Raw genomic sequence first — 12,345 nt, 5'->3', positions numbered from 1 at the left:
GTTCACCCCGCCGCCGTCCCGCTGCCGAACAGCAGCTCGGAGGCGTGGTCGTGCAGGGCGTGGAACTCCGGCGTGCGCATGATCTCCGGGTGCCGGGGGCGCGGCAGGTCGACGTCGATGACCTCCACGATCCGGCCCGGCCGCGCGCTCATCACCGCGACCTGGTCGGACAGGAAGACCGCTTCCGAGATCCCGTGGGTGACCATCAGCGTGGTCGCCGGCTTCTCGGTCCAGATCCGCAGCAGCTCCACGTTCAGCCGCTGCCGGGTCATGTCGTCGAGGGCACCGAACGGCTCGTCGAGCAGGAGCACCGACGGCTTCACCACCAGCGCCCGGGCGATGCTGACCCGTTGGCGCATGCCTCCGGACAGCTGCGCGGGCTTGGCCTTCTCGAACCCGGACAGCCCCACCAGCTCGATCAGCTCGGTCACCAGCCCGGCGTCGGGCCGGATGCCGGCGACCTCGAAGGGCAGCCGGATGTTGGCCTCCACCGAGCGCCACGGCAGCAGCGCGGAGTCCTGGAAGGCGATGCCCAGCGCGTGCGCCCGCCGCAGCTCGGCCGGGGTGGTGCCGTCGACGAGCGCGGTGCCGCCGGTCGGCTGCTCGAGGCCGGCGAGGATCCGCAGGATCGTGGACTTCCCGCAGCCCGAGGGGCCAAGCAGCGAGGAGAAGCTGCCCTGCGCGGTGTGCAGGGTGGCGTCGGTGAGGGCCTGCACCTGCTTGCGGCCGGAGCCGAAGGTCTTGGTCAGGCCCTGGAGGTGGATGCCGGTGCCCCCGGCCGGCCGCGGTGCGGCCGACCGGAGGACCTCGGCCTCGGAGAGCGAGGTCACGATGGGGATTCCTGTCCGGATCGGGGCGGTCAGGCCGCGCTGGGCACCTCGACGAGCTCCGGCTTCTCCTCGAGCAGCTCCTCGAGGAGGGAGAGGTCGAAGAGGTCCTCGGCGTCGGAGATGTCGATGCCGGCGGCGGCCAGGGTGGCCAGGTTCTGGTCGATCAGCTCGTCGGAGATGGTCAGCAGCCCGTTGGACTCGACGTCGGGCGTGACGATCAGGGTGCTCTGCACCTCCGCCTGCTCGACCTCCTTGGCCATGTCCAGGTCCAGGTCCGCCCCGTACTCCTCGACCGCGAGGCGGGCGCCTTCCTCCGGGTCGCGCAGGTAGTCCTGCCAGCCGAGGATCTCGGCCTCGAGGAACGCCTTCACCGCTTCGGGGTTCTCGGCGATCATCTCGTCGGTCGTGATGATGCTCTCGGCGACGAAGGGCAGGCCGTTGTCGGCGAAAGGCAGGTTGGTCACCTCGTAGCCGGCGGCCTGGACGGTGATCGACTCGTTGGTCAGGTAGGCCAGGAAGCCGTCGACCTCGCCGTCGATCAGCGGCGCCGGGTCGTACTCGACCGGCACCTTCTCCACGGAGGCGGGGTCGATGCCGTTGACCTCGAGCAGCGCGTCGAACAGCGTCTCGTTGCCGCCGGCCTGGACGCCGATCCTCTTGCCCACCAGGTCCTGCGGGGTGGCGATGTTCCCGCCGTCGGCCAGGGAGAGGATGGTGAACGGGTTCTTCTGGAACTTGGTGCCGACGATCTTGAGCGGCGCGTCCTCCTCGGCGATCACCTGGGCGGTGGCCACGGCGTTGCTCAGGCCGAAGTCGGCCTCCCCGCTGGCCACGAGCGTCTCGATCGGCCCCGGGCCGGGGTCCATCGTCACGTCGGAGAAGCCGACCGCGGTGTAGTGGCCGTTGCTGTCGGCGAAGTACTCGCCGGCGAACTCGGCGTTCTTGATCCAGGACAGCTGCAGCGTCAGCGGGCCGAGGTCCCCGCCCTGCCCCTCGGCGGCGGCGGTGTCGGTCTCGGCCGAGCCGCCGCACGCCGTGAGGGCGAGGACGGCCCCGGTGAGCGCGCTGGCGGTGCGCAGGACGCGCTTGTTCATGGGCTTCTCCTGGGTCGGAAGGGGCGGGTTCTCCTCGACGGCGGAGCGGTTCCCGGCCCCGTCGTCGTCCGTGCGGGACGCTAGGAGCGGCGGGTTTCGGCCCAGGTGGAGCAGCGTTTCGGCGGCGTAAAAGAAACTCCCATCCCGGCCTGGAACGGTCGTTCCACCGGGTCAGTAGTCGACGCGCACCGGGTTGTCCCGCCAGGCCGCGAACGGCGTGGCCGCGGTGCCCAGCCGCAGCTCGTGCACGGCGGTCGGCCAGGAGAGCGGGGCCGCGGTGAGCAGGTCGTAGAAGGCCCGGTCGTCGAAGCCGCCGTCGGCCGCGTCGTGGCGGTTCGCCGCGAACACCACGCGGTCCAGCCGCGCCCACAGCGCGGAGGTGGCGCACATCGGGCACGGCTCGCACGAGGTGTACAGCGTGCACCCGGCGAGGGAGAAGACGCCGAGCTCCCGGCAGGCCGCGCGGATCGCGCTCACCTCGGCGTGGGCGGTGGGGTCCAGGTCGCGGGTCACCCGGTTGACGCCGGTCGCGACGACCTCGTCGCCACGGACGACGACCGCCCCGAAGGGCCCACCGCCGGCGGCCACGTTGGCGGTGGCGAGATCGACGGCCTGCTGCAGCCACGTCTCGTCGGCAGGGGACGTCATGGGGTGCCTCCTCGGGTCAGGCGCCAGATCCGGTCCCTGCTCATCGGCAGGTCGTGGGGGCGGACGCCGACGGCGTCGCGCACGGCGTTGGCGATCGCGGGTGCGACCGGGTTGTACGGGGCCTCGCTCATCGACTTGGCGCCGTGCGGGCCCAGGGCGTCGACGGTGTCCGCGACCAGGACCCGCGTCGTCGGCACGTCGCCCAGCTGCGGGGTGCGGTAGGTGCGGAAGCCGCGCGTGCGCACCTGGCCGTCCACGACGACGACCTCCTCCTGCAACGCGGAACCGACCGCCTGCGCCACCCCGCCCTCCACCTGGCCGCGCAGCTGCTCGGGGTTGAGCACCACCCCGGCGTCCACGGCCTGCACCGAGTCCAGGACGCGCACCTCGCCGCTGGCCGGGTGCACCGCGACCCGGACGGCGTGGACGTTGAACGCCACCGAGCGCCGGCCGCCGTCGCAGGTGCCGGTGCCCACGACGGGGCCCTCCGTCCGGCGCAGGGCGGGGAGCCCGCCGAGGGCGTCCAGCCGGCGGCGCACCTCGGCCGCGGCGCGCTGCACGGCCAGTCCCGCGACCACCGACCCGGTGGACCCGAAGGCGCCGGAGTCGTAGCCGGAGGTGGCGGTGTCGGAGGCGATCAGCCGGACGCGGTCGGGGTCCAGCCCCAGGGCCTGGGCGACGAGCTGGGTGTGCACGGTCGCCGTTCCGTTGCCGAACTCGGCCGTGCCGACCGCGACCGTCGCGGTGCCGTCGGGCGAGAGGGCGATCCGCGCGTGCGAGTGGTGCCCGCGCGGCGGGATGGTGGCGATCATGGCCAGCGCCATGCCCTCGCCGATCGCCCAGCCCTCGGCGGGCGGGACGGCCGGGCGGGTGCCGGCCAGCGCCGCCTCGGCGAGGTCCAGGCACTGGTCCAGGCCGTAGCTGCCGAACTCCAGGTCGGTCGTGGGCGGGCCGTTGACGACCAGCGGGTCGCCGGGCACCACCACGTTGCGGCGCCGCAGGTCGAACGGGGTGATCCCGACCTCGCGGGCCAGCTCGTCCAGCGCCGACTCGATCGCGAAGACCACCTGGCCCAGCCCGTAGCCGCGGAAGGCACCGCTGGGCGGGTTGTTCGTGTAGACGGCCTCGGCGTCGACCCGCTTGGCCGGGCAGCGGTAGACGGCCACCGATTCGTGGACGCCGTGGAACATGACCCCGGGCCCGTGGTTGCCGTACGCCCCGGTGTCGCTGAGCACCTCGACCCGCATCGCGGTGAGACGTCCCTCCGCGTCGGCCCCGAGCTCCACGGTCACCCGCATCGGGTGGCGCAGCGGGATCGCGGTGAACTGCTCCTCGCGGGTCATCTCCAGCTGCACCGGCCGCCGGTCACCGCGCTCGGCGAGCCGCAGCGCCGCCAGCGCCACGACGTCCTCGACCAGGAGTTCCTGCTTGCCGCCGAAGCCGCCCCCCACCCGGGCCGCGACCACCCGCACCCGGTCCGGTGCGCGGCCGAGCACCCGGGCCAGCTCGTCGCGGACGAGGAACGGCACCTGGGTGCTGGTGCGGACGACGAGGGTGCCGTCGTCGTCGACCCAGGCCCGGGCGCCGTGCGTCTCCAGGGCGGCGTGGGCGACCCGGCCGCTGGTCCACGTGCCCCGCACGGTGTGCGCGGCGGTGCGGAGCCCGGTCGCGACGTCGCCGACCTCGCCGTGCGTGGCGGCCACGACGTTGCGTGCCGGGTCGGCGATCCGGGAAGCGGCGGCGTCCTTCTCGCCGTGCAGCAGCGGAGCACCGGGGGCGCGCGACGCCTCGGGGTCGAAGACGGCCGGCAGGACTTCGTACCGCACGTCGACCAGGGCGGCGGCGCGTTGCGCGGCGGCGGCGGACTCGGCCACGACCGCCACGACCCGTTGCCCCCGGAACCGCACGACCTCGTCCAGCAGGCGGGTGTCGTCGGGGTCGTCCAGCCGGTTCTCGTGCCGGGCGGTCGAGTACAGGACGTCCGGGGAGTCGGCCGGCGTCAGCACCAGCACGACGCCGGGCACCTCCTCCGCGGCGCCGCGGTCGACCGCGACGACGCGGGCGTGCGCGTGCGGCGAGCGGACCAGGGCCACGTGCAGCACCCCGGTGTCCGGCAGGTCGAGGGTGAAGGCCTCGCGGCCGGTCACCACCCGCGGCCCGGCCGGCGCGGCGACCGAGCAGCCGACGCCGCCCCCGGCCGTCACGTTGACCGTCCCCGCGAGGGCGTCCCGGATCGAGCGGTAGCCGGTGCAGCGGCACAGGTTCCCCTTGAAGACCCGCTCGGGATCGGCCACCCGCACGGTGCCGTCGGCGTCGGCGAGCGCGGTGGCGGTCACCACCCACCCCGGCGTGCAGAACCCGCACTGGAACGCGCCGGCCTCGACGAAGCGGCGCTGCACCGGTGAGAGCTCCTCGGGCGTCCCGAGCCCCGCCGCCGTGGTCACCGCCCGGCCGGCGGCGCGGGCCGCCGGGGTGATGCAGGAGTGCACGGGCACGCCGTCCAGCAGGACGGTGCACGCGCCGCAGTCCCCGGAGTCGCAGCCCTTCTTCACCGCCGTCCCCCCGCAGGCGCGGATCCAGGTGCGCAGGCACTGCCCGGGCGCCGGCGCGCCGGGCACCTCGTCCCCGTCGAGGATCATGCGGCTCCCTCCACCAGCTCGGCGTGCACCTCGGCCGCGAGCCCCACCGTCTGGGCGGCCCGCCAGTCGGCGGCACCGTGCGGATCGGCGAACCACCCCGTGGCGCCGCAGGCGGCGGCGACCGCGTCGCGCACCGCCGCCGCGGTCTCGGTGGGCGGCAGCGCCAGCACCACCGGCCGGGGCACCGAGGCGGTCACGGTGAGCACGACCGCGTCGGCGCTCCGCCGCCCGATGACCAGGGCGGCGGAACGGCCGTGCGTGGTCAGGGCCGCCCTGCGCAGGGCGCTGGCCTGCCGCAGCGCGGGCCCGGGCAGCTCCACGGAGCGGAGCACCTCGCCGGGCCGCAGGTCGACGACGCCGGCGTCGAGCACGAAGTCCGCCACCGGTGCACGCCGCTCGGCGCCGTCGGGCGTCCACACGACGACCTCGCCGTCCAGCGCGGCGGTCAGCGCGATCATGGCGCCGGCCGGCAGGCCGAGGCACAGGTTGCCCCCCACGGTCGCGGCCGACTGCACCTTGAACGACATCAGCAGGGCGTCGGCGCACCGCTCCGCCAGGGTGGGGGAGGGCCACGGCGCCGCGCGGGCCTGCTGCACCGTGCAGGTGGCGGCCAGCCGCAGGCCGCCGCCCGGCAACGGCTCCCAGGGCTCCCAGTGCATCGCCGTGAGGTCGACCAGGCCGGTGACCTGCGGCTGCGGTTCGGAGAACAGCCACGTCCCGCCGGCGAGCAGCCGCTCGCCCGGGCGCAGCCGCAGGCCCTCCCGGTCGTGCGCGCCGCGGTAGGTCTCCACGTGGGTCAGGTCCATTCCTCCACCTCGCCCAGCCGTGAGTACGTGTCGCTGATCGCCGAGATCCGGTCGCGACCGGCGCGGCCCACGCGGGCGAGGACGCCGTCGGCGAGCACCGCGACCACGCTCATCGCGGCGGCGTAGGAGTCGTAGGCGAGCGTTCCCTGCACCGGGCAGGGCAGCCACACCCGCGCGGCACCCGAGTGCCCGGCGGCGGTCGGGTCGCCCAGGAGGACGACGTCGGCGCCGGTCGCCGCGGCGGTGGCGAGGAAGCCGGCGAACCCGGCCGGCCGGCGGCGGAAGCCGACGGCCAGCACGGCGTCGCCACGGCCGAGGTCGGCGAGCTCCTCACCGAGCACCTGCCCCGGCACGGGCGCCAGGTGCACCCGGGGCCGGGCCTGGACCAGCTGCTCGCGCAGGTGCAGGGCGACCGGGTGGCTGTTGCGCCAGCCGACGACCAGCACCTGGCGGGCGTCGCCGAGCACCGCCACGGCCTCGGCCACCGCCGGCTCCAGCACCGCGGTGGCGACGGCGGTGGCCTCGCCGGAGACGTGCGCGGCCAGGTCGGGGGGCCCGCCCACCCGCCGCGGTTCGCCCGCGGTGCGCAGCGACCGGAGGTGGTCGCGGACCTCGTCGAAGTCGCTGAAGCCCAGCGAGCGGAACAGCCGGCTCATCGTCGCCTTGGAGACCCCGGCCAGGGCGGCGAGCTCGGCGGCGCGGTAGGTGGCCAGGTCGTCCAGGTGCTCCAGCAGGGTCTCGGCGGCCCTCCGCTCCTGCGCGGTCAGCGCCGGGTGGCAGCGAGCGATCCGCTCGTCGATCCGGAGCCCGTTCACGTCCGCCCCTCGACCGCGGCGGCCACCCTGAGCACCGCCGCCTCGAGCGCGTCCAGCCCGCGCGCGACGTCGATCTCGCGGACGTCCTCGTCAGGAGAGTGGCTGATCCCGTCCGCGCACCGGAGGAAGAGCATGCCGACCTCGGTGACCGCCGCCATCGCCATCGCGTCGTGCCCCGCCCGGCTCCACAGCCCCATCGGCTGGCCCGCACCGCGGTCGTCGGTCGCGCCGATGCCCTCGACCACCGCCTGCTGCAGCCAGGGGGCGCAGGGCACGGCGGGGGCGCGGTGGTTCTCCACCACCTCCAACCGGAGGCCCCGGCGCGCGCAGATGCCCTCGATCTCGGCGCGCAGCAAGTCCCACATGCCGTCGCGCTCGGCGTCGGTGGCGGCACGCAGGTCGAGGGTGAGGTCGGCGCGGCCGGGGACGACGTTGACCGCGCCCGGCTGCACCTCCAGCCGGCCGACGGTGGCGATGCAGCCGGAGGCCCGCGCCAGCCGCTCGACGGCGACCACCGCCTCGCCCGCGCCGACCAGCGCGTCGCGGCGGCGCTCGTACGGGGTCCCCCCGGCGTGCCGCGCCTCGCCCAGCACCGAGAGCCGGAACCGCCGCGCGCCGGCGATCGTGGTGACGTAGCCCAGCGACCGGTCGGCCGCCTCCAGGCAGGGGCCCTGCTCGATGTGAGCCTCCAGGTAGCCGACGAGCTCCTCCGGCGTCCGGGCGGCCTCGCCGATCCGCGCCGGGTCGAGCCCGAAGTCGACGAACGCCCGGTGCAGCGGCACGCCCCCGGCGTCGCGCAGCTCCCACCACGCCGGGTCCCAGGTGCCGGCCACGGCCCGGCTGCCGAGCAGCGCGGTGCCGAAGCGGGCACCCTCCTCGTCCCCGAAGCCCACCACCTCCAGGGCGAACGGGAGGTCGGCGTCGCGGAGCCGCTCGGCCACCGCCACGGCCATGACCACGCCGAGCATCCCGTCGTAGCTGCCGGCGTCGGGCACGGTGTCCAGGTGCGATCCGAGCACCAGGGCCGGCAGCCCCGGGGCCCGTCCCTCGCGGCGGCCCCACTGGTTGCCCGCCGGGTCCTGCCACGGGGTCAGCCCCGCGGCCGCCATCCACGACGCGGTCAGCAGGTTGGCCGCTGCATGCTCCGGCGTGAGGTGGACGCGCTCGAGCCGGTCGGGGGAGGCGGAGAGGCGGTCCAGCTCCGCGCAGCGGGCCAGGACGGCGGCGGCGGTCGTCATCCTGCGTACACCTCGCGGGCGGCACCCACGCCGCCGCCGGCGGGCACCGCCGCCCCGCAGCCGCGCAGCACCTGCTCGAGCGCGGCCAGCGTGGTGAGGACGGCATCGCGGCGGGCGTTGTAGCCCATCGTGCCGATCCGCCAGACCCGCCCGTGCAGGGGGCCGAACGAGGTGCCGATCTCGATGCCGAAGTCCTCGAGCAGGGCGGCGCGCACGGCGTCCGCGGCGACGCCGTCGGGGACGTGCACCGCGACGACGTTGCTCATCCTGTGCGCCGGGTCGCCGAAGACCGCCAGGCCCAGGCCGCGGACGCCCGCGAGCATCGCCCGCCCGTGCAGTTCGTGCCGGGCGACCGCGGCGTCGAGCCCCTCCTCGACCAGCAGCCGGGCGCACTCCCGCGCGGCGTAGAGCATCGAGCTGGCCTCGGTGTGGTGGTTGAGCCGGCGCGGGCCCCAGTAAGCCATCACCTGGGCCAGGTCGAGGTAGTTGCTGGCGATGCGGGTGCCCCGGTCGGTGTCACCGTCGTCGCGGATGCCGGCCTCCACGTGCGTGCGGGCCTCGATCAGCTCCCCGGCGCGCGGGGAGAGGGTGATCGGCGCGCTGCCCGGCGGGCCGCCGAGGCACTTCTGCAGGCCGGCGGTGGCGACGTCGACCCCCCAGGCGTCGGCCTCGAAGGGGTTGCCGCCGAGAGAGGCGGTGGCGTCGCAGTAGAGGAGGACGCCGTGCCGGCGGCAGATCTCCCCGATGTCGGCGAGCGGCTGGCACATCGTGGTCGAGGTGTCGCCGTGGACGACGGCGACGAGCTTCGGCCGGACCCGCAGCACCGCCTCCTCCACCACCTCCGGCGGCACCACCTCGCCCCAGGGCACCTCGACGGTGTGCACCGCCGCACCGCAGCGCTCGGCGATCTCGCGCAGCAGGGCGCCGAACCGCCCGAAGACCGGTACGAGCACCCGGTCCCCGGGCTCCAGCAGCGAGACCAGCGCCGCCTCGATGCCGGCGCGGGAGGTGCCGTCGACGAGGAGGGTCTGCTCGTTGGCGGTGCGGAAGACCTCGCGGTAGAGGGCCATCGTCTCGTTCATGGTCGCGGTCATGAACGGGTCGAACTGCCCGACCAGCTGGGCGGACATCGCGCGCAGGACCCGGGGGTCGACGGTGATCGGCCCGGGGCCCATGAGCAGCCGTGGGGGGACGTCGAGACCGGCGGTGGCGACCATCAGGCGGTCCTCCTGAGCTGCTGGCCCCACCCGTGGTCGGGCAGGTCGGGGTCGATCACGGAACCGCGCACGAGGGTGCGGGTGACGCGGCCGGGGAAGGTGCGCCCGTCGTAGGCCGAGATGGGGTTGCGGTGCGCCAGCCGCGCGGCGGCGACGGCGGTCTCCTGGGCGGTGTCGTAGACCACCAGGTCGGCATCGGCGCCGACCGCGATCCGGCCCTTGGCGCCGAACCCGACGAGGTCGGCGGTGTTCCGGGACATCCAGCGGCTGACCGTCGCCACGTCGATGCCGCGCCGGGCGGCCTCGGCGGCGACGGCGGTGAACCCGACCTGCAGCCCCGAGACGCCGCCCCAGGCCTGCTGGAGGTCGCCGTCGCCCCGGGTCTTCTCCTCGGCCGTCGCGGGGGAGTGGTCGCTGACGACGCAGTCGAGGACCCCCTCGGCCAGCGCCGACCACAGCTCGTCGCGGTTGCCGGCGTCCCGGATCGGCGGGCAGCACTTGAACTCGGGCGCAGCGTCCGGGATCTGATCGGCGCTCAGGACGAGGTAGTGCGGGCAGGTCTCGACGGTGACCGCCAGACCCTCGTCGCGGGCGTCGCGGAGCAGGGGGAGCGCCCGGGCGCTGGAGAGGTGCAGCACGTGCACCCGGGCGCCGGTCTCCCGGGCGCCGTCGAGCACCTGCCGGATCGCCGCGGTCTCGGCCTCGTCGGGCCGGCTGAGCAGGAAGTCGGCGTACGCCCGGCTCGGGCGGGCGGGTGCGGCGTCCAGGACGGCGGGGTCCTCGGCGTGCACCACGACCAGCCCGCCGAACCCGGCGACGGTCCGAAGTGCTCGGCGGAAGCCGGCAGGGTCCAGCGGCGGGAACTCGTCGACGCCGCTGGGGGAGAGGAAGCACTTGAAGCCGACCACGCCCGCGTCCCAGAGCGGCTCGAGGTCGCGCTCGTTGCCCGGCACCGCGCCACCCCAGAACGCCACGTCGACCGCGAGCCGGCTGCGCGCCGCGCCCTGCTTGCGCCGGAGGTGCTCGACCGTGGTCGTCGGCGGGATGGAGTTCAGCGGCATGTCGACCAGCGTGGTGACGCCGCCGAGAGCGGCGGCCAGCGTGGCGGTGGCGAACCCCTCCCAGTGGGTCCGGCCCGGCTCGTTGACGTGCACGTGCGTGTCCACCGCGCCAGGAAGCAGGTAGGCGGTGTCCGGCACGTCCGGGGGGAGGTCGGTGTCGTAGGGCTCGATCGCGGCGATCCGGCCGCCGGCGATGCGCACGGTGGCGGGCCGGACCTCGTCGCCGATCAGCACCCGCCGCGCGCGCAGCGTCGAGCCGGCCGTCGGGGCGGCGTTCACGCGAAGGCCGGCACAGCGGTCCAGGCGCGGGGCTCGGCGGGGACGCCGGCGCGCTGGAGGGTGGCCTGGATCAGCCCGTAGGGCCGGTCGGCCGCGACGAACACCTCACCGCCGTTGGTCAGCCCGAAGGGGTCGAGGTCGACCTCGACGTGGTGCTTGTTCGGGCAGCTGATCCGGATCTCGGCGACCTCCGGGACGGCGTCCATCGCGGCGGAGCCCATGGCGTGGATGGTCTGCTGCAGCGCCAGGCTGTGGGTCGCGGCGAACGCCTCCACGAGCGCGGCGCGGACGGTGGCGTGGGCGGCGTCCCAGTCCGGTGGGGGCTCCGCGTACCGCCACCAGGCGGTGACGCTGGTGGCGAGGATCCGGTCGGCGGTCTCGGCGAGCGTGGTGAACCGGTCGCGCGGGAACCCCGAGAACTCGCTGCCGGTGCTCTTGAGCAGGGTCAGCCCGGTGAGCCCGCCGAGCACGAACGTCTCCTCGCCGTCGGTCTGCACCACCGCGGTGCGCACCTCGCCGCCGTTGCGCGCGAAGGAGTGGCCCGCCCCCGGCGTGCCGGCACCGATGCGGTCCCAGGCGTGCTGCCCGGCGGTCATCTGCGTGCCGGCCACCCACGGCTGGGCCCGCCAGTGGCCGGCCAGCAGGAGGAGAAACGCCTCGGGCGAGGCCACGCCGTGCTCCTTGGCGAGCGCGTAGACGGTGTTCTTCTGCGTGTCCGTGGCGTGCACGTGCGCGTTGTCGCCGTCGGTGTAGGCCGCGCCGAAGTCGCCGCGCAGCTGGGTGGTGACGGTGAGGTCGGCGATGCCGTGCTGCGGCGCCCCCCGCTGGAGGCGGACCAGCCGGACCTCGGCCTTGCCGTACTGGTGCGGGCCGAGCACGTACGAGCTGCCCATCAGGACCCCCGGTAGGTGGTGTAGGAGAACGGGCTCAGGAGCAGCGCGACGTGGTGGTGCTCGCCCTCGACCATGGCGAAGGTCACCGTCACGGCGGGGTAGAAGGTGGCGCGTCGCCGGCCGGCGAACCAGGCGCCCGTCTCGAACCGCACGGTGTGCACGCCCGCCGGCAGGTCGGCGTCCACCCGGGCGCGCCCGTCGTCGTTGGTCCGGCCCGGCCGGGTGCTGCCGTCCTCCAGCGTGAGGAGCAGGTCCATCCCGGCGGCCGGGCGGCCGAGCGCGGCGTCGAGGACGTGGGTGCTGAGCGAGCTCACGGGCTCACCAGCCCCTCCAGCCGGAGCAGGGCGATCTCCGCCAGCTGCGACCGGGTCACCGAGAGCTCCGTCGCGGGGTCGTTGGCCAGGCGCTGCTCGAGCAGGTCCAGCAGCTCCGGTCCGGTGCGCCCTGCGGCGCGGACGAGGTAGATCCGCCCGAAGCGCTCCTCGTACCGCCGGTTGCCCTCCGCCAGCCGCCGCCGCAGCAGCTCGTCCGCCGGGTCCACGCCGGCCTGCTCCCGGCCGGCCAGCGCGGCGGACGGGCCGCTGCCGGCCGGTCGCTCACCGATGCGGGGGTGGTCGGCCAGGGCGGCATCGACCTCGGCGTCGGTCCAGGACCCGGTTCCCTCCCGGGCGGCGGCGAGGAGGGCGTCCACCGAGCCGTAGGGACGTCCGGCGGCGACGGCCGCCGCGAACGAGGGGATGTCGGCGCAGCGCCGCAGCAGCGCCGCGGCCTCCCCGGCTGCGAGGGCGTCGAACTCGGCGATGCGCACCGGGCGACCGTAGGAAA

12 protein-coding genes are annotated in these 12,345 nt (G+C 75.4%); all 12 read right to left on the bottom strand.

Annotation, left to right across the window (positions count from 1 at the left end):
• Positions 1 to 2: 2 nt before the first annotated feature.
• Positions 3 to 830, bottom strand: coding sequence for an ABC transporter ATP-binding protein (locus E9529_RS04030; protein WP_236829816.1), 828 nt, complete (start codon positions 828 to 830; stop codon positions 3 to 5).
• Positions 831 to 859: 29 nt separating this feature from the next.
• A complete protein-coding gene (locus tag E9529_RS04025) occupies positions 860 to 1,924 on the bottom strand; it encodes an ABC transporter substrate-binding protein (RefSeq protein ID WP_236829815.1) in 1,065 nt (354 codons plus the stop codon).
• Between the two features lie 171 nt (positions 1,925 to 2,095).
• Positions 2,096 to 2,572 carry a nucleoside deaminase gene (locus E9529_RS04020; protein ID WP_236829814.1) on the bottom strand — a complete coding sequence of 159 codons (477 nt, stop codon included), beginning with the start codon at positions 2,570 to 2,572 and terminating at the stop codon, positions 2,096 to 2,098.
• Positions 2,569 to 5,211 carry a molybdopterin-dependent oxidoreductase gene (locus E9529_RS04015; RefSeq protein ID WP_236829813.1) on the bottom strand — a complete coding sequence of 881 codons (2,643 nt, stop codon included), beginning with the start codon at positions 5,209 to 5,211 and terminating at the stop codon, positions 2,569 to 2,571. Before E9529_RS04015 ends, E9529_RS04020 begins: the two co-directional genes overlap by 4 nt.
• On the bottom strand, positions 5,208 to 6,017 hold the full coding sequence (locus E9529_RS04010) for an FAD binding domain-containing protein (RefSeq protein WP_236829812.1): 810 nt from the start codon (positions 6,015 to 6,017) through the stop codon (positions 5,208 to 5,210). Before E9529_RS04010 ends, E9529_RS04015 begins: the two co-directional genes overlap by 4 nt.
• Complete coding sequence (locus E9529_RS04005) at positions 6,008 to 6,832, bottom strand: MurR/RpiR family transcriptional regulator (protein ID WP_236829811.1); 825 nt, start codon at positions 6,830 to 6,832, stop codon at positions 6,008 to 6,010. The genes E9529_RS04010 and E9529_RS04005 overlap by 10 nt, the downstream gene beginning before the upstream one ends.
• Entirely contained in the window at positions 6,829 to 8,070 is a 1,242-nt protein-coding gene (locus tag E9529_RS04000) for an allantoate amidohydrolase (RefSeq protein WP_236829810.1), read from the bottom strand. The genes E9529_RS04005 and E9529_RS04000 overlap by 4 nt, the downstream gene beginning before the upstream one ends.
• A complete protein-coding gene (locus E9529_RS03995; RefSeq protein ID WP_236829809.1) occupies positions 8,067 to 9,287 on the bottom strand; it encodes an alanine--glyoxylate aminotransferase family protein in 1,221 nt (406 codons plus the stop codon). Before E9529_RS03995 ends, E9529_RS04000 begins: the two co-directional genes overlap by 4 nt.
• Positions 9,287 to 10,627, bottom strand: coding sequence for an allantoinase AllB (allB, locus tag E9529_RS03990; RefSeq protein ID WP_236829808.1), 1,341 nt, complete (start codon positions 10,625 to 10,627; stop codon positions 9,287 to 9,289). Before allB ends, E9529_RS03995 begins: the two co-directional genes overlap by 1 nt.
• Positions 10,624 to 11,520, bottom strand: coding sequence for a factor-independent urate hydroxylase (gene pucL / locus E9529_RS03985; protein ID WP_236829807.1), 897 nt, complete (start codon positions 11,518 to 11,520; stop codon positions 10,624 to 10,626). The genes allB and pucL overlap by 4 nt, the downstream gene beginning before the upstream one ends.
• Positions 11,520 to 11,834: a hydroxyisourate hydrolase gene (uraH, locus tag E9529_RS03980; RefSeq protein WP_236829806.1), complete on the bottom strand. Its 315-nt coding sequence runs from the start codon at positions 11,832 to 11,834 to the stop codon at positions 11,520 to 11,522. Before uraH ends, pucL begins: the two co-directional genes overlap by 1 nt.
• Positions 11,831 to 12,328: a 2-oxo-4-hydroxy-4-carboxy-5-ureidoimidazoline decarboxylase gene (gene uraD / locus E9529_RS03975; protein WP_236829805.1), complete on the bottom strand. Its 498-nt coding sequence runs from the start codon at positions 12,326 to 12,328 to the stop codon at positions 11,831 to 11,833. The genes uraH and uraD overlap by 4 nt, the downstream gene beginning before the upstream one ends.
• Between the last annotated feature and the right edge of the window lie 17 nt (positions 12,329 to 12,345).

This window comes from Blastococcus sp. KM273128 (assembly GCF_021698975.1).
In the GTDB taxonomy this organism is placed as follows: Bacteria; Actinomycetota; Actinomycetes; order Mycobacteriales; family Geodermatophilaceae; genus Blastococcus.
The sequence above is the reverse complement of the archived record's forward strand: the minus strand, read 5'-3'. Positions and strand labels throughout refer to the sequence as shown.